At 49.7% G+C, this 17,719-nt stretch carries 10 protein-coding genes, 1 tRNA gene and 3 rRNA genes; 6 read left to right on the top strand and 8 right to left on the bottom strand.

The genetic code is table 11. The features are described from left to right. The first annotated feature begins 93 nt into the window (after positions 1 to 93). From DY231_RS22025 to DY231_RS22040, 4 genes are all read left to right on the top strand, one after another. Complete coding sequence (locus tag DY231_RS22025; protein ID WP_256682695.1) at positions 94 to 867, top strand: hypothetical protein; 774 nt, start codon at positions 94 to 96, stop codon at positions 865 to 867. A gap of 7 nt (positions 868 to 874) precedes the next feature. Continuing rightward, positions 875 to 1,291, top strand: coding sequence for a hypothetical protein (locus tag DY231_RS22030; protein WP_115631551.1), 417 nt, complete (start codon positions 875 to 877; stop codon positions 1,289 to 1,291). Between the two features lie 92 nt (positions 1,292 to 1,383). Continuing rightward, the gene (gene iclR, locus DY231_RS22035; RefSeq protein WP_115631552.1) at positions 1,384 to 2,217 is read left to right on the top strand and encodes a glyoxylate bypass operon transcriptional repressor IclR; all 834 of its coding nucleotides are present in this window, start codon (positions 1,384 to 1,386) and stop codon (positions 2,215 to 2,217) included. Positions 2,218 to 2,282: 65 nt separating this feature from the next. Further along, positions 2,283 to 2,885, top strand: a complete 603-nt coding sequence (locus tag DY231_RS22040; protein WP_115631553.1) for a hypothetical protein — start codon at positions 2,283 to 2,285, stop codon at positions 2,883 to 2,885. A gap of 11 nt (positions 2,886 to 2,896) precedes the next feature. On the opposite strand, the gene aceK is transcribed toward DY231_RS22040, so the two are convergent. The 8 genes from aceK to DY231_RS22080 all read right to left on the bottom strand — a co-directional run bounded on the left by aceK (position 2,897) and on the right by DY231_RS22080 (position 14,209). Continuing rightward, positions 2,897 to 4,630: a bifunctional isocitrate dehydrogenase kinase/phosphatase gene (gene aceK / locus DY231_RS22045; protein WP_115631554.1), complete on the bottom strand. Its 1,734-nt coding sequence runs from the start codon at positions 4,628 to 4,630 to the stop codon at positions 2,897 to 2,899. 112 nt (positions 4,631 to 4,742) lie between these two features. Continuing rightward, on the bottom strand, positions 4,743 to 6,050 hold the full coding sequence (gene aceA / locus DY231_RS22050; RefSeq protein ID WP_115631555.1) for an isocitrate lyase: 1,308 nt from the start codon (positions 6,048 to 6,050) through the stop codon (positions 4,743 to 4,745). Positions 6,051 to 6,084: 34 nt separating this feature from the next. Continuing rightward, entirely contained in the window at positions 6,085 to 7,683 is a 1,599-nt protein-coding gene (gene aceB / locus DY231_RS22055) for a malate synthase A (protein WP_115631556.1), read from the bottom strand. A 259-nt stretch (positions 7,684 to 7,942) separates the two neighbouring features. Further along, the gene (gene metA / locus DY231_RS22060) at positions 7,943 to 8,872 is read right to left on the bottom strand and encodes a homoserine O-acetyltransferase MetA (protein WP_034492341.1); all 930 of its coding nucleotides are present in this window, start codon (positions 8,870 to 8,872) and stop codon (positions 7,943 to 7,945) included. A 279-nt stretch (positions 8,873 to 9,151) separates the two neighbouring features. Then, positions 9,152 to 9,267, bottom strand: a 5S ribosomal RNA gene (rrf, locus tag DY231_RS22065). 112 nt (positions 9,268 to 9,379) lie between these two features. Beyond that, positions 9,380 to 12,288 (bottom strand): 23S ribosomal RNA (locus DY231_RS22070). 218 nt (positions 12,289 to 12,506) lie between these two features. Beyond that, positions 12,507 to 12,582 (bottom strand) — tRNA-Glu (locus DY231_RS22075). Positions 12,583 to 12,667: 85 nt separating this feature from the next. Next, positions 12,668 to 14,209, bottom strand: a 16S ribosomal RNA gene (locus DY231_RS22080). The 16S, 23S and 5S rRNA genes sit together here with 1 tRNA gene alongside, the layout of an rRNA operon. Positions 14,210 to 14,819: 610 nt before the next feature. On the opposite strand from DY231_RS22080, the gene purH reads away from it, so the two are divergent. Together purH and purD are read left to right on the top strand one after the other, a co-directional pair. Next, the gene (gene purH, locus DY231_RS22085) at positions 14,820 to 16,406 is read left to right on the top strand and encodes a bifunctional phosphoribosylaminoimidazolecarboxamide formyltransferase/IMP cyclohydrolase (RefSeq protein WP_115631557.1); all 1,587 of its coding nucleotides are present in this window, start codon (positions 14,820 to 14,822) and stop codon (positions 16,404 to 16,406) included. 16 nt (positions 16,407 to 16,422) lie between these two features. Further along, positions 16,423 to 17,715, top strand: a complete 1,293-nt coding sequence (gene purD, locus DY231_RS22090; RefSeq protein ID WP_115631558.1) for a phosphoribosylamine--glycine ligase — start codon at positions 16,423 to 16,425, stop codon at positions 17,713 to 17,715. Positions 17,716 to 17,719 lie beyond the last annotated feature (4 nt).

Genomic DNA, 17,719 nt, shown 5'->3' on the forward strand with positions numbered 1-17,719 from the left:
GAATGATATATATACCTTTTCAATTACACTGAACTATACAAACTATTTATATAACAATTCGATTTTATTTCGGACACTATCAGCATCTCTTTTATGAGAGAAATCAACTTCGCCTCAATCGAAGGGAATAACATCTTTTCTTTTATAATGAGAATAGAAAAGATGACTTACTCACCTGATGAACTCTTCGCTTCCTTATCTAATGCAAAGGAATATACCTTCACTTCGCCCTTATTGCCTGGAGAGTACTTTTGCACTGAACCTGATACTCCACTGCCTCCATTCTCAGCACCTATTATTGATGATGAAAGCGGCATTTGTCTTGGTTACGCACGTAAGCACGGAGGTGGTCTTTATGATATTTTTGATGCAGAAGGGAAACTTGTTACTTACCATGAGCTCCCTTTAGAATCGCCACTCGTTGATCCTATCGATATTTTATTCTTAGGAGCTTTGTTATATAAAGGCGTTCGCCTGGGTTTTCACACTTTTGAAGCGCTCACAGAACGTAGGATCGCTGTTAAATTCTCATCAATATTTACCGAACAAATTATCGGCATGCTTCGTGGACGGTTAAAGGTTGGCTTATCTGCAAAAATGTTAAAGTTCACACCTACCCCAGCTCGTCATATGAGTGAAGCGGGCAGCTATGTTCCCGTTTATATTCTTGAAAAGGCGATACGTTATGGTAAAAGATTGCCTGATATAAAAGGGAACTCCGGGCGAATCCTGAAACGCTATGAAATAAAAATTCGCCGATCGAGGTATAATGACACGGCTAAGATATTTGAAAACAAAGACTACACTTTAGAAGTCATTGTCGACGAAAGAACATGGACAATAACTCACTTTGCCTATAAATCTTGAGGTAAACATGCTGAAAATAGTTAATAGTGTTATTGAATTGGAAATAACACCTTTTGAAAAAATAACCAACACTCCAGAATTTGGTTTTTATCATAAATTATTGAATATGTATGTCGAATTCAAATCAAAAGGAATTCATCTTGCAACAACATGGGATTGCTATCTTGGGGAACTAGAGGAATTTCAACATAACCTTTGTCATTTACGAGAAAATAATGCCGCCGATGAAGTAACTTTTAGCCCAATGGAAGGAATGATTACATTGATTGTTGGAAAAAACATCATACCTTTTGAAACATATTATTTGAAATTCAAATTATCAACCGAAGCACATGCTGATATTTTTATCGAAGGTAGTACCGGCTTAGATCAGACTTACATTCAGGAAATTATCCAGGGAGTGCACGAACTTATCGTTTACTAGTTCACCTGACTGCTCCGATGAGTCTGATGCTGGTTGCATTATCGCCAAATAAAACGAAAATGATTTCCACGATACGAAAACAGGAGTCAGTTATGGTTGCTGCCGTTCCCGCTAAACGTGGAAAAAAACCACGCGCTGCCACAGTGGCTGCACCTCAGCCAACCGGGCAAGTTCAGTCACTGACGCGTGGCCTGAAACTGCTTGAATGGATTGCCGAATCGCATGGTAGCGTTGCGCTCACCGAGCTGGCACAACAGGCTGGTTTACCGAACTCCACCACACATCGACTGCTCACTACCATGCAGCAACTCGGCTTTGTTCGCCAGATTGGCGATCTCGGCCACTGGACGATTGGCGCACATGCGTTTGTCGTCGGCAGTAGCTTCTTGCAAAGCCGTAATCTACTCGCCATTGTTCACCCGATCCTGCGCAAACTGATGGAAGATTCCGGCGAAACGGTAAATCTTGCGGTGCTTGATCATAGCGATCACCAGGCGATTATCATTGACCAGGTGCAATGCGCGCAGCTTATGCGTATGTCAGCGCCGATTGGCGGCAAGCTCCCGATGCACGCTTCAGGTGCCGGGAAGGTGTTTCTGGCAAATCTGAGTGACGAGCAGGTCGCAGCTTTACTGCATCGTAAAGGGTTGCACAGCTACACGCCTGCAACGCTCACTTCTCCGCTGCATCTGAAAGAAGATTTGGCACAGACTCGCAAGCGCGGTTACTCGTTTGATGATGAAGAACATGCGCTGGGGCTGCGTTGTGTGGCGTCGTGTATTTATGACGAGCACCATGAAGCGTTTGCCGCGATTTCAATTTCCGGCCCAATTTCACGCGTGACAGATGACCGCGTTACCGAGTTAGGTGCGTTAGTGATCAAAGCGGCGAAAGAGATTACTCAGGCTTACGGCGGCGGGCGCTAATAATGTTAAGCTGTGAATAATTTAACCAATGTTTCAACCTACTGTCATTTAAAAGGAATTTAAAAATGCTAACCCAGTCTGAGCTTAATAAAATCAAGGAAATGCTTTACGAACGGCAACAGCTTCAACCAATAAGCGTTATTTTACCGTCGTTGCAAGAACCAGCAAATAAAATGAATATCTACCAGTTACAACGATATCAATTAGATAATTATTATTTAATACCAAAAGTAATGAGTTCAAATAGTTTATCTGACGTTAATGGGCGATTCATTTTTGTGATCAAGGCAAACGAACCAGGGGTAATTTATTGCGCGAAGGCTTTCGATCAGCTTAATCGATATTTATCGGACAATAAACGAGGTATTGAAGGTCATACATCACTAACAAAAAGAAAAGATGTTTTGTTTGCAGGCAGTTTGATATTTAATAATAAAGAGTTAGTTTCCTGGTCCAATGATAGTGGTCATTATCAACCGAAATCAGAATTAAGACATATAAATTTATTACCTCATATAAAAATGCTCCTGCCAGAAACATTATACATCCCGATTAGTTTTGATCAGTTAAGTACCGGACAACATAGTGTTGCCAGCAGCGGCCGAATGAATGATTTCTCATCTATTGATTCAACTTCTTCAAATAGCTCATACAAATGGCCATCATAGTCTGATATATATTACAAACAAGTAATATGGCGCTGGCAAAAACGCTGCCGTTTGCGGTAGGCAAAAACATCCTCCACATGCCCGTTGCGGATTCTTTCCTGCAATGCGCGCCAGTAATCAGCACGGAATAAGTCGCCGTGCATTTCATCGAATATCAGGCGAATACGCGGGTCGGCGCATAAATAGTGGCGAAACTCTTCCGGGAAAACATCTCCGGGCGCCACGCTGTACCACGGTTCGGCAGAGAGTTCGTCCTCCGGATAACGCGGTGGAGGAACGTTGCGGAAATTCACTTCGGTCATATAGCAAATTTCATCGTAATCGTAGAACACCACACGCCCGTGACGGGTGACGCCAAAGTTTTTAAATAGCATGTCGCCGGGGAAAATATTCGCCGCCGCAAGCTGGCGGATAGCGTTGCCATATTCTTCAACGGCATCGCGTAATTGCTGGCCTTCCACCTGTTCCAGCCACAGATTCAACGGCACCATTCTGCGTTCAATATACAGATGGCTGATGGCAATACTGTCGCCAAGATCGGTCAGTTTTTCAGGCACTTCCAGCTTTAACAGGTCAAGCAGCGGCTGGCTTATCTGATGTTTAGACAGCACAAAATTTTCAAACTCCTGAGTATCGGCCATACGACCGACACGATCGTGTTCCTTCACCAGTTGATAGCATTCGCGAACGCGCTCGGCAGTGACTTCTTTTTGCGGGGCAAACTTATCTTTAATCACTTTAAAAACCCGGTCAAAACCAGGAAGAGTAAATACCAGCATCACCATGCCGCGAATACCCGGCGCTTCAATAAACTGCTCATCGGTGGCTGAGATATACGTCAGATATTCGCGATAACTTTCTGTTTTACCGTGTTTTTGACAACCAATCGCCATGTACAGCTCGGCTGTGGTTTTTCCCGGCAAAAGTTCACGCAACCATTCGACTAATGCCGCAGGTTGCGGGGCGTAAACCATGAAATAAGAGCGGGCAAAACCAAAAACGATGCTGGCTTCAGCGCTGCTGGTTAAGCAGGTATCTACCACTAAATGTCCGTCATCGGTGCGATGTATCGGCAACAAAAAGGGCACCTTGCCCGTCGGAAGAACCAGCTTCCCGACCAGCCAGGCGGCTTTATTTCGATAAAATAATTCGTTGGCAATTTCGATAGATGCCTGCTGCAAAGCCTCATTACCAAAGGTTTCAGTCAGATGCGCGATGATATACCCGGCGTCACGGGCCAAATTTTGCCACGGCAGGCGCAAAGGCAAATCCCGAAGTACTGAGCGTAAAAGCGGCTGCCAGCCTAAAGCTGGGGTAAAGGTTTTTGACAGCGGGCGAGGAATAGCGCGAAAGCGCGTTTCATCCTGAGAGCTGAAAATAAAAAGCCGCTCGGGAGATAACGAGCGGTGATCGAAGAGCCGACAATAAACTGAATTGAAAAAGCTTTCGGCAATTTCAAAGCGAGGGTAATCGGGCAATAACTGGGTGTACTGCGCTTTAACACGCAATAAAAATTCGTCGTCCGTATGCTGACCATCGGTAATGCAGCGCAATTGTTCAACTACCAGACCGACGTGGTGATCGTAGAGATGGATGCGGCTTTTCATCGCCCGCTGTACCGCGTGCCAGTCGGCTTGTTCGAAGCGCTGCTGCGCTCCGGAGGTGACTTCAAGAAAGCGGCCATACTGCGCGTCAAAACCTTGCAGGATAGTGTGGGCGATTAACAATTCCAGCCTACGAGTCATAGGTTTCTCCGTCGTGAATTTCCCCCTCACCCTGACCCTCTCCCTGAGGGAGAGGGGATTGATCGTGTTTTTCTCCTTCTCCCTCAGGGAGAAGGTTGGGATGAGGGTTGTTTTAGAACTGCTCTTCTTCCGTTGAACCCGTTAATGCAGTGACTGAAGAAGCCCCCCCCTGAATAATCGTCGTTACACGGTCAAAATAGCCGGTGCCCACTTCCTGCTGATGGGAAACGAAGGTGTAGCCTTCAGGCGCCGCAGCAAATTCTGGCTGCTGCACTTTTTCAACGTAATGGCGCATACCTTCGCCCTGCGCGTAAGCGTGCGCCAGGTCGAACATGTTGAACCACATGCTGTGAATGCCAGCGAGCGTAATGAATTGATATTTGTAGCCCATTGCTGATAGCTCTTCCTGGAACGAAGCAATAGTTTTATCGTCGAGGTTTTTCTTCCAGTTAAACGATGGCGAACAGTTGTAGGCCAGCAGTTTGCCTGGGAAGCGAGCATGGATGGCATCAGCAAAGCGACGCGCCTGTTCAAGGTCAGGTTTGGACGTCTCGCACCACACCAAATCGGCATATGGCGCGTACGCCAGGCCACGGCTGATAGCCTGCTCAATGCCAGCACGAGTACGGTAGAAACCTTCTTGAGTGCGCTCGCCCGTAACAAATTCGCGGTCGTATTCGTCACAATCAGAGGTGATTAAATCCGCAGCATCGGCATCGGTACGGGCAATGACTAGTGTTGGAACGCCCATTACGTCTGCTGCCAGGCGGGCAGCGACAAGTTTCTGAATGGCTTCCTGAGTCGGCACCAGCACCTTGCCACCCATGTGACCGCATTTCTTCACGGATGCCAGTTGGTCTTCAAAGTGTACCGCTGCTGCACCGGCCTGAATCATCGATTTCATCAGCTCAAACGCGTTCAGTACACCACCAAAACCGGCTTCCGCATCGGCTACGATCGGCAGGTAGTAATCGACATAGCGCGGATCACCTTCCTCAATGTTGGATGCCCATTGGATCTGATCGGCGCGACGGAATGTGTTGTTGATCCGATCGACCACCGCCGGTACGGAGTTTGCCGGATATAACGATTGATCCGGGTACATGCTGGACGCGAGGTTGGCATCTGCCGCAACCTGCCAGCCAGACAGATAAATGGCTTCAATACCCGCTTTCGCTTGTTGCAACGCTTGCCCGCCAGTTAACGCGCCAAGGCTGTTGATGTAGCCCTTTTTCGATTCACCATGCAGCAAGCGCCACATTCTGGCCGCGCCATTTTGCGCCAGCGTACATTCCGGGTTCACAGAACCACGCAATTTCACGACCTCTTCCGCGCTGTATGGGCGCTTGATGCCTTCCCAGCGAGCTTGCGTCCAGTCTTCTTGTAATTGTTGAATTTGTTGGTTGCGTGAGGTTTTCATAGCAGATGCTCCATATTTTTTTATGTCGTAGGGTTTAAGCAAGCAGGCGGTAGCCCGGCAGCGTCAGGAAGTCGATTAACGTCTCGGAAGTGGTGATTTGCTCCATCAGGCGAGCCGCTTCATCAAAGCGTCCCTGGCTGAAACGCTTGTCGCCGAGTTCTTCCTGAATAACGAACATTTCTTCGGCCAGCATATGGCGGAACAGCGCCTTAGTGACCGTTTCGCCGTTACTCAACGTTTTCTCATGGTGAATCCACTGCCAGATAGAGGTACGGGAAATTTCTGCCGTCGCGGCATCTTCCATCAAGCCGTAAATCGGCACGCAACCATTGCCCGAAATCCATGCTTCGATGTATTGCACAGCAACGCGGATATTGGCACGCATGCCTGCTTCGGTGCGCTCGCCAGGGCAAGGCTCAAGCAGTTGTGCCGCCGTAATCGGTGCATCTTCCTCACGCAAAATATGTAGCTGGTTTTTATTGTCACCCAGCGCTTTATCAAAGACTTCCACGACCGTGTCAGCAAGCCCGGGATGCGCAATCCAGGTACCATCGTGGCCGTTGGTCGCTTCCATTTGCTTGTCTGTTTTAACTTTATTGAGCACCCATTCGTTGCGGGCACTCTCTTTACTCGGAATGAATGCCGCCATTCCGCCCATGGCAAAAGCACCACGGCGATGACATGTTTTGATCAGCAGACGTGAATAAGCGTTCAGGAAAGGTTTGTCCATGGTGACGGACTGACGATCCGGCAGAACACGATCCGGATGGTTTTTTAATGTTTTGATGTAGCTGAAAATATAGTCCCAGCGACCACAGTTCAGCCCAACGATGTGATCGCGTAGTGCATGCAGGATCTCATCCATCTGGAATACCGCTGGCAGCGTTTCAATCAACAGCGTCGCTTTGATGGTGCCGCGCGGGAGGGAGAAATGATCTTCGGTAAAACTGAACACTTCGCTCCACCAGGCCGCTTCCTGCCAGGATTGGGTTTTAGGCAGGTAGAAATACGGGCCACTTCCTTTTGCCAGCAAAGCATCCACGTTGTGGAAGAAGTAGAGCGCAAAATCAAACAGGCTGCCTGGGATCGGCTCATCACGCCAGATCACATGTTTTTCCGGCAAGTGAAGACCACGCACGCGGCAAACGAGGACCGCTGGATCAGGCTTCAGCTGGTAAATTTTCCCGGCTTCGTTGGTCCAGCTAATGGTGCCGTTGATCGCATCGTGCAGGTTGATTTGCCCATCGATAACTTTGCTCCAACTGGGTGCGAGCGAATCTTCAAAGTCAGCCATAAACACTTTGACGTTAGCATTCAACGCGTTAATCACCATCTTGCGTTCGACCGGCCCTGTGATCTCGACCCGTCGATCCAGTAAATCGTTCGGCACCCCACGAATCGTCCATTCAGATTCTCGAATGGAACTTGTTTCCAAAATAAAATCTGGAAGCTTACCGGCGTCGATTTCTGCCTGCTGAACGGTGCGTGCCGCCAACAGCTTATTACGTTGTGGAGTAAACCGGGTGACGAGTTCACTGAGAAACTCTACTGCATCGGGCGTCAGAACCTGCCGCTCTTGTTCACCAAACGGCTGGCTAAAGGCCAACTCTTCGCTAACTGTCTGTTGTGTCATTGGATTTATCCCCTCATCTCATCCCGTCGCTAAAACCGATTTTATCTGGTACGTCCAGTGAGGTGTTTTCACTCAACAGGTTTAAGACTACTTCATGATTTTTTAAAATCAAAAACTATTTCCATTTTTGAAATGGAAATAGTTTATCGTATTGATATATATGAGATTAAAATTTATTCATTTGGGGAATGTATTTTTAGAAAACAAAAAAGGCACCCGAAGGTGCCTTGATCTCAGTGCTGATGGGATGCTGAAACGCTTAATCGAGCGTTGGGTTCATATGGCGCAGATCGAATGGCGTGATCTGGTAAACGTAGTAATTTAGCCAGTTGGTGAACAACAAATTCCCATGGCTACGCCATGTAGCATGCGGCTTTCTCTGCGGATCGTTATTCGGGAAGTAGTTGTACGGGACGTCAGGATTCAGGCCTGCTTCGACGTCACGGAAATATTCACCTGACAGCGTGTGCGCATCATATTCCGGATGGCCCGTGACAAAAGCGATGCGTTTATCTTTGCTACCAAAAAGGTAAGCATCCCCTTCTTCTGACTCAGCCAGAACTTCGAGATCGGTATAGTCACGGATCAAAGATGCCGGGAAATCTGCATAACGTGAATGTGGCGCCAGGAAGGAGTCATCAAAGCCGCGTGTTAACAGGGCGTGTGGATAAGTGAGGTTGTGTTCATATACGCCAGAGAGCTTATCTTTACGCGTTTGCTTCGGAATCCCGTAGAGGATATTTAGCGCTGCCTGCACCGCCCAACACACAAATAGCGTTGAGGTGACGTGATCTTTTGCCCAGTGAATCACTTGTTCAATTTGCGGCCAATAAGCCACATCATTAAATTCAACCAGGCCCAATGGCGCACCGGTCACGATCAAGCCATCAAAATTTTCATCCTGTATATCTTCAAAATTACAGTAGAAATTATTGAGATGTTCAGTCGGTGTATTACGGGATTCACGGGAATCAATGCGCAACAGCTGGACGTCAACCTGTAGAGGAGAGTTAGAAAGCAGACGTAAAAACTGGTTTTCCGTCTCAATCTTTTTTGGCATCAGATTAAGTATGAGCACCTTTAGCGGACGGATCTCCTGATTACTCGCACGCGATGTCGTCATAACAAAGACATTCTCATCACGCAGGAAATTGACGGCTGGTAACTCATCCAGTACCCGAATTGGCATAACCTTTTATCCTCACAGCATACGTATAAACGTTTAGACATCCAGATAGCTGAAGATAACTCGCCGCCTGTCAAATGTCGAGTAATCATAAGATAGTTGAAAATGTTTCACTTAAGCACAGATTTTACGGGTAGTGGAATAGACTGGGTAATAGCTTGTTTTGCAGTGGATTATAATGATGAAATTGGCTTGCAGAGATAGGACTATGAAGGGTGATCGCATAAATCGCAGACAGCAAAAAGCCCTGTACGTCAGTACAGGGCTTTCCACTTATTTGGAGCCTGGCAGTTCCCTACTCTCGCATGGGGAGACCCCACACTACCATCGGCGCTACGGCGTTTCACTTCTGAGTTCGGCATGGGGTCAGGTGGGACCACCGCGCTACTGCCGCCAGGCATATTCTGTTTCATCAACCGTTGTGTTATTCACACAACCATCAACTTAAAATCTCGGTTCAAGCTGAAAATCAAATGCTTAGTCTCTCAACCAAAACACCTTCGGTGTTGTAAGGTTAAGCCTCACGGATCATTAGTACTGGTTAGCTCAACGTATCGCTACGCTTACACACCCAGCCTATCAACGTCGTAGTCTTCAACGTTCCTTCAGGGGAATCAAGTTCCCAGGGAGAATTCATCTCGGGGCAAGTTTCGCGCTTAGATGCTTTCAGCGCTTATCTTTTCCGCATTTAGCTACCGGGCAATGCCATTGGCATGACAACCCGAACACCAGTGATGCGTCCACTCCGGTCCTCTCGTACTAGGAGCAGCCCCCCTCAATTCTCCAGCGCCCACGGCAGATAGGGACCGAACTGTCTCACGACGTTCTAAACCCAGCTCGCGTACCACTTTAAATGGCGAACAGCCATACCCTTGGGACCTACTTCAGCCCCAGGATGTGATGAGCCGACATCGAGGTGCCAAACACCGCCGTCGATATGAACTCTTGGGCGGTATCAGCCTGTTATCCCCGGAGTACCTTTTATCCGTTGAGCGATGGCCCTTCCATTCAGAACCACCGGATCACTAAGACCTGCTTTCGCACCTGCTCGAGCCGTCACTCTCGCAGTCAAGCTAGCTTATGCCTTTGCACTAACCTCACGATGTCCGACCGTGATTAGCTAACCTTCGTGCTCCTCCGTTACGCTTTAGGAGGAGACCGCCCCAGTCAAACTACCCACCAGACACTGTCCGCAACCCGGATCACGGGTCTACGTTAGAACATCAAACATTAAAGGGTGGTATTTCAAGGTTGGCTCCATGCAGACTGGCGTCCACACTTCAAAGCCTCCCACCTATCCTACACATCAAGGCTCAATGTTCAGTGTCAAGCTATAGTAAAGGTTCACGGGGTCTTTCCGTCTTGCCGCGGGTACACTGCATCTTCACAGCGATTTCAATTTCACTGAGTCTCGGGTGGAGACAGCCTGGCCATCATTACGCCATTCGTGCAGGTCGGAACTTACCCGACAAGGAATTTCGCTACCTTAGGACCGTTATAGTTACGGCCGCCGTTTACCGGGGCTTCGATCAAGAGCTTCAGCTTGCGCTTAACCCCATCAATTAACCTTCCGGCACCGGGCAGGCGTCACACCGTATACGTCCACTTTCGTGTTTGCACAGTGCTGTGTTTTTAATAAACAGTTGCAGCCAGCTGGTATCTTCGACTGCCTTCAGCTCCATCCGCGAGGGACTTCACCTACCGACAGCGTGCCTTCTCCCGAAGTTACGGCACCATTTTGCCTAGTTCCTTCACCCGAGTTCTCTCAAGCGCCTTGGTATTCTCTACCTGACCACCTGTGTCGGTTTGGGGTACGATTCGTTGTTACCTGATGCTTAGAGGCTTTTCCTGGAAGTGCGGCATTTGTTACTTCAGCACCGTAGTGCCTCGTCATCACACCTCAGCGTTAGATAAGAGTCCGGATTTACCTAAACTCTCCGCCTACATGCTTAAACCGGGACAACCGTCGCCCGGCTAACATAGCCCTCTCCGTCCCCCCTTCGCAGTAACACCGAGTACAGGAATATTAACCTGTTTCCCATCGACTACGCCTTTCGGCCTCGCCTTAGGGGTCGACTCACCCTGCCCCGATTAACGTTGGACAGGAACCCTTGGTCTTCCGGCGAGCGGGTTTTTCACCCGCTTTATCGTTACTTATGTCAGCATTCGCACTTCTGATACCTCCACCAGACCTCACAGTCCAGCTTCAACGGCTTACAGAACGCTCCCCTACCCAACAACGCCTAAGCGTCGCTGCCGCAGCTTCGGTGCATGGTTTAGCCCCGTTACATCTTCCGCGCAGGCCGACTCGACCAGTGAGCTATTACGCTTTCTTTAAATGATGGCTGCTTCTAAGCCAACATCCTGGCTGTCTGTGCCTTCCCACATCGTTTCCCACTTAACCATGACTTTGGGACCTTAGCTGGCGGTCTGGGTTGTTTCCCTCTTCACGACGGACGTTAGCACCCGCCGTGTGTCTCCCGTGATAACATTCTTCGGTATTCGTAGTTTGCATCGGGTTGGTAAGCCGGGATGGCCCCCTAGCCGAAACAGTGCTCTACCCCCGAAGATGAGTTCACGAGGCGCTACCTAAATAGCTTTCGGGGAGAACCAGCTATCTCCCGGTTTGATTGGCCTTTCACCCCCAGCCACAAGTCATCCGCTAATTTTTCAACATTAGTCGGTTCGGTCCTCCAGTTAGTGTTACCCAACCTTCAACCTGCCCATGGCTAGATCACCGGGTTTCGGGTCTATACCCTGCAACTTAACGCCCAGTTAAGACTCGGTTTCCCTGCGGCTCCCCTATACGGTTAACCTTGCTACAGAATATAAGTCGCTGACCCATTATACAAAAGGTACGCAGTCACCCCATAAAAGAGGCTCCCACTGCTTGTACGTACACGGTTTCAGGTTCTGTTTCACTCCCCTCGCCGGGGTTCTTTTCGCCTTTCCCTCACGGTACTGGTTCACTATCGGTCAGTCAGGAGTATTTAGCCTTGGAGGATGGTCCCCCCATATTCAGACAGGATACCACGTGTCCCGCCCTACTCTTCGAGTTCACAGTATGTGTATTTTTGTGTACGGGAGTATCACCCTGTACCCTGCGACTTTCCAGACGCTTCCACTAATACACAAACTGATTCAGACTCTGGGCTGCTCCCCGTTCGCTCGCCGCTACTGGGGGAATCTCGGTTGATTTCTTTTCCTCGGGGTACTTAGATGTTTCAGTTCCCCCGGTTCGCTTCGTTAAGCTATGTATTCACTTAACGATAGTGCAACGAATTGCACTGGGTTTCCCCATTCGGAAATCGTCGGTTATAACGGTTCATATCACCTTACCGACGCTTATCGCAGATTAGCACGTCCTTCATCGCCTCTGACTGCCAGGGCATCCACCGTGTACGCTTAGTCGCTTAACCTCACAACCCGAAGATGTCTCGTGAGACACAATCGATGTTGTGAAAATTTGAGAGACTCGAACACACCGCATTTTCCTTTCTTATTACGGAGAAAGGAAACAGTGTGTCGTTTCAATTTTCAGCTTGTTCCGGATTTTTAAAGAGCAATATCTCAAACGTGACTCGAAAGTCAGTTTTGAGATATGTGTGATAATGTCTTTCACATCATTATCTTAAGATGGCGTCCCCAAGGGGATTCGAACCCCTGTTACAGCCGTGAAAGGGCAGTGTCCTGGGCCTCTAGACGATGGGGACACGATATCCCGTTGAAGGGATCGCTTGCTCATTTACTTCTATCAGACAATCTGTGTGAGCACTACGCGGGTTTGTATCTATTAGGTAAGGAGGTGATCCAACCGCAGGTTCCCCTACGGTTACCTTGTTACGACTTCACCCCAGTCATGAATCACAAAGTGGTAAGCGCCCTCCCGAAGGTTAAGCTACCTACTTCTTTTGCAACCCACTCCCATGGTGTGACGGGCGGTGTGTACAAGGCCCGGGAACGTATTCACCGTAGCATTCTGATCTACGATTACTAGCGATTCCGACTTCACGGAGTCGAGTTGCAGACTCCGATCCGGACTACGACGCACTTTATGAGGTCCGCTTGCTCTCGCGAGGTCGCTTCTCTTTGTATGCGCCATTGTAGCACGTGTGTAGCCCTACTCGTAAGGGCCATGATGACTTGACGTCATCCCCACCTTCCTCCAGTTTATCACTGGCAGTCTCCTTTGAGTTCCCGGCCGAACCGCTGGCAACAAAGGATAAGGGTTGCGCTCGTTGCGGGACTTAACCCAACATTTCACAACACGAGCTGACGACAGCCATGCAGCACCTGTCTCAGAGTTCCCGAAGGCACTAAGCTATCTCTAGCGAATTCTCTGGATGTCAAGAGTAGGTAAGGTTCTTCGCGTTGCATCGAATTAAACCACATGCTCCACCGCTTGTGCGGGCCCCCGTCAATTCATTTGAGTTTTAACCTTGCGGCCGTACTCCCCAGGCGGTCGACTTAACGCGTTAGCTCCGGAAGCCACTCCTCAAGGGAACAACCTCCAAGTCGACATCGTTTACGGCGTGGACTACCAGGGTATCTAATCCTGTTTGCTCCCCACGCTTTCGCACCTGAGCGTCAGTCTTTGTCCAGGGGGCCGCCTTCGCCACCGGTATTCCTCCAGATCTCTACGCATTTCACCGCTACACCTGGAATTCTACCCCCCTCTACAAGACTCTAGCCTGCCAGTTTCGAATGCAGTTCCCAGGTTGAGCCCGGGGATTTCACATCCGACTTGACAGACCGCCTGCGTGCGCTTTACGCCCAGTAATTCCGATTAACGCTTGCACCCTCCGTATTACCGCGGCTGCTGGCACGGAGTTAGCCGGTGCTTCTTCTGCGAGTAACGTCAATCACTGCGGTTATTAACCACAATGCCTTCCTCCTCGCTGAAAGTACTTTACAACCCGAAGGCCTTCTTCATACACGCGGCATGGCTGCATCAGGCTTGCGCCCATTGTGCAATATTCCCCACTGCTGCCTCCCGTAGGAGTCTGGACCGTGTCTCAGTTCCAGTGTGGCTGGTCATCCTCTCAGACCAGCTAGGGATCGTCGCCTAGGTGAGCCATTACCTCACCTACTAGCTAATCCCATCTGGGCACATCTGATGGCAAGAGGCCCGAAGGTCCCCCTCTTTGGTCCGAAGACGTTATGCGGTATTAGCTACCGTTTCCAGTAGTTATCCCCCTCCATCAGGCAGTTTCCCAGACATTACTCACCCGTCCGCCGCTCGTCACCCAGAGAGCAAGCTCTCTTGTGCTACCGCTCGACTTGCATGTGTTAGGCCTGCCGCCAGCGTTCAATCTGAGCCATGATCAAACTCTTCAATTAAAAGCTTGATTTACTTCAACTCGTGAAGCGGTGCTCAAAAATTAACTTTCGTAATAATTCAACTAAATGAATTACTGCTTGGTCACTCTTCAAGACTTGATATTTTTTTGATACCCGAAGGTATCTGAGATATCAATCCTGCGAGTGCCCACACAGATTGTCTGATAAATTGTTAAAGAGCAGTGAGTTAGGCGCTTTCGCTTGCTAACTCGAGGTGGCGTATATTACGCTTTCCTCTTTCAGAGTCAACCCTTAATTTCAGGATATTTGACTCTCATCGCCGCCGTTACTCTGTGATGTTGTTCACATGTTCCGTGTCGATGGAGGCGCATTATAGGGAGTTCTTCTGAGGCTGCAACCCTAAATATGCAGTAATTTTACTGACTGCTGCATTCCACAGCAAAACCCCGCCTTATACGCAGTTGTGCACAAAGTTATCCACAATCGTGATGAAGTCCTAAATTATGCGAGCGTGACGCAAACGTTTTCGCTACAATGTGCGCGCAATAAAAGGACGCCCCGTTTTGGGGCGTTAGCTGAGTTTTAGGGAAAATAACTAAAATTCAGCTAACGCTCTTCTATATGCGAACCAAAGCTAAGGGATCAAACCATGCAACAACGTCGTCCTGTACGCCGCGCTCTGCTCAGTGTTTCTGACAAAGCCGGTATCGTCGAATTCGCCCAGGCGCTCTCCCAACGTGGCGTGGAGCTGCTGTCCACTGGCGGAACCGCTCATCTGCTGGCTAAAGCTGGCCTGCCGGTAACCGAAGTCTCTGACTACACCGGTTTCCCGGAGATGATGGATGGACGCGTCAAAACCCTGCATCCAAAGGTGCATGGTGGCATTCTCGGTCGTCGTGGCCAGGATGATGCGATCATGGAACAACACGCTATCTCCCCAATTGATATGGTTGTCGTCAACCTCTATCCGTTCGCCCAGACTGTTGCCCGTGAAGGTTGCTCTCTGGAAGATGCGGTAGAGAATATTGATATCGGCGGCCCAACCATGGTGCGCTCGGCGGCGAAGAACCATAAAGATGTGGCAATCGTCGTAAAGAGCAGCGACTACGAAGCGATTATTAGCGAGCTGGATACTAACGAAGGCTCCCTCACGCTCGAGACACGTTTCGATTTGGCGATTAAGGCATTCGAACACACCGCCGCCTACGACAGTATGATCGCCAACTACTTCGGTAGCATGGTTCCTGCATATCACGGCGAAAGCAAAGATCCTTCCGGTCGCTTCCCTCGCACGCTGAACCTGAACTTCATTAAGAAGCAGGATATGCGCTACGGTGAAAACAGCCACCAGCAAGCCGCCTTCTATATAGAAGAAATTAAAGAAGCGTCGGTTGCCACCGCGACACAAGTTCAGGGCAAAGCGCTTTCTTATAACAACATTGCTGATACTGATGCGGCACTGGAATGTGTGAAAGAGTTCAGCGAACCTGCCTGCGTTATCGTGAAGCATGCCAACCCTTGTGGCGTGGCAGTCAGCGATTCCTTATTAGATGCATACGACCGTGCCTATAAAACAGATCCGACTTCCGCATTCGGCGGCATCATCGCGTTCAACCGTGAACTGGACGCTGAAACTGCACAAGCGATTATCTCTCGCCAATTCGTCGAAGTGATTATTGCGCCGTCAGCAAGCGAAGAAGCACTGAAGATCACAGCCGCTAAGCAAAACGTTCGCGTTCTGACTTGCGGCCAGTGGCAGCAGCGTGTTCCGGGTCTGGATTTCAAACGCGTCAACGGTGGTGTGTTAGTCCAGGATCGCGATTTGGGTATGGTAACAGCCGCAGACCTGCGTGTTGTCAGCAAGCGCCAGCCAACAGAGCAAGAACTGCGTGATGCGCTGTTCTGCTGGAAGGTGGCGAAGTTTGTTAAGTCTAACGCTATTGTCTATGCCCGCGAGAATATGACTATCGGTATAGGCGCAGGCCAAATGAGCCGCGTTTACTCCGCCAAAATTGCCGGTATCAAAGCCGCCGATGAAGGCCTGGAAGTGAAAGGCTCTGCAATGGCATCTGATGCGTTCTTCCCGTTCCGTGACGGTATTGATGCCGCTGCGGCAGTCGGCGTGAGCTGTGTTATCCAGCCTGGCGGTTCAATTCGCGATGACGAAGTGATCGCTGCCGCTGACGAACACGGGATCGCAATGATCTTTACCGACATGCGCCACTTCCGCCATTAATCCGGAGCGACCATAAATGAAAGTATTAGTGATTGGTAATGGTGGGCGTGAACACGCGCTGGCCTGGAAAGCATCGCAGTCGCCTTTGGTTCGCACGGTATTCGTCGCCCCCGGCAATGCGGGCACGGCTCTGGAACCCGCTTTACAAAACGTGGCGATTAACCCAACGGATATTTCCGCGCTGTTGAGCTTTGCACAGAATGAAAAAATCGACCTGACGATTGTTGGCCCGGAAGCGCCGCTGGTGATTGGCGTGGTCGACGCCTTCCGTGCGGCGGGCCTGAAGATCTTTGGCCCAACTCAGGGGGCTGCGCAGTTAGAAGGTTCAAAAGCTTTCACCAAGGATTTCCTGGCTCGCCACAAAATCCCGACCGCTGAGTACCAAAACTTCACTGAAGTCGAACCCGCTTTGGCTTATGTCCGTGAAAAAGGCGCGCCGATTGTCATTAAGGCCGATGGCCTGGCCGCAGGTAAAGGCGTAATCGTAGCGATGACGCTGGAGGAAGCTGAAGCTGCGGTAAACGATATGCTGGCGGGTAACGCCTTTGGCGACGCCGGGCACCGCATCGTTGTAGAAGAGTTTTTGGATGGCGAAGAAGCCAGCTTCATCGTGATGGTGGATGGCGAAAACGTTCTGCCAATGGCCACCAGCCAGGATCACAAGCGTGTGGGTGATGGAGATACGGGTCCCAATACCGGCGGTATGGGCGCGTATTCTCCGGCTCCGGTTGTGACGGATGAAGTCCACCAGCGTGCAATGGACCTGGTTATCTGGCCAACCGTGCGCGGCATGGCGGCGGAAGGGAATACTTATACTGGTTTCCTGTACGCTGGCCTGATGATCGACAAGCAAGGCAATCCGAAGGTTATCGAGTTTAACTGCCGCTTTGGCGACCCGGAAACTCAACCGATTATGCTGCGCCTTCAATCAGACCTGGTTGAGCTGTGCCTTGCCGCGTGTGATGGCAAGCTGGATGTGACAACATCGAAGTGGGACGAACGCCCATCTCTGGGTGTCGTGATGGCGGCTGGCGGTTATCCGGCGGATTATCGTAATGGGGACGTGATTCACGGCCTACCACTGGAAGAAGTCGCAGACGGCAAAGTGTTCCATGCCGGAACCCAACTGCGTGAAGACGATATGGTTGTGACTAACGGTGGCCGCGTTCTGTGCGTGACCGCATTAGGTGATACCGTCGCACAAGCGCAGCAGCGTGCTTACGAGTTGATGAAGGATATCCACTGGGATGGCAGTTTCAGCCGCTCAGATATTGGCTATCGCGCCATTGAACGTGAAAACGCGAAGTAATATT

The sequence above is a fragment of the Buttiauxella agrestis genome (assembly GCF_900446255.1).
Classification (GTDB): Bacteria; Pseudomonadota; Gammaproteobacteria; order Enterobacterales; family Enterobacteriaceae; genus Buttiauxella; species Buttiauxella agrestis.

Excerpts from the sequence above, each read along its gene's own strand:
- DY231_RS22025 (WP_256682695.1), top strand. The coding sequence starts at position 94 with ATGAGAGAAATCAACTTCGCCTCAATCGAAGGGAATAACATCTTTTCT.
- DY231_RS22030 (WP_115631551.1), top strand. The coding sequence starts at position 875 with ATGCTGAAAATAGTTAATAGTGTTATTGAATTGGAAATAACACCTTTT.
- iclR (WP_115631552.1), top strand. The coding sequence starts at position 1,384 with ATGGTTGCTGCCGTTCCCGCTAAACGTGGAAAAAAACCACGCGCTGCC.
- DY231_RS22040 (WP_115631553.1), top strand. The coding sequence starts at position 2,283 with ATGCTAACCCAGTCTGAGCTTAATAAAATCAAGGAAATGCTTTACGAA.
- aceK (WP_115631554.1), bottom strand. The coding sequence starts at position 4,630 with ATGACTCGTAGGCTGGAATTGTTAATCGCCCACACTATCCTGCAAGGT.
- aceA (WP_115631555.1), bottom strand. The coding sequence starts at position 6,050 with ATGAAAACCTCACGCAACCAACAAATTCAACAATTACAAGAAGACTGG.
- aceB (WP_115631556.1), bottom strand. The coding sequence starts at position 7,683 with ATGACACAACAGACAGTTAGCGAAGAGTTGGCCTTTAGCCAGCCGTTT.
- metA (WP_034492341.1), bottom strand. The coding sequence starts at position 8,872 with ATGCCAATTCGGGTACTGGATGAGTTACCAGCCGTCAATTTCCTGCGT.
- purH (WP_115631557.1), top strand. The coding sequence starts at position 14,820 with ATGCAACAACGTCGTCCTGTACGCCGCGCTCTGCTCAGTGTTTCTGAC.
- purD (WP_115631558.1), top strand. The coding sequence starts at position 16,423 with ATGAAAGTATTAGTGATTGGTAATGGTGGGCGTGAACACGCGCTGGCC.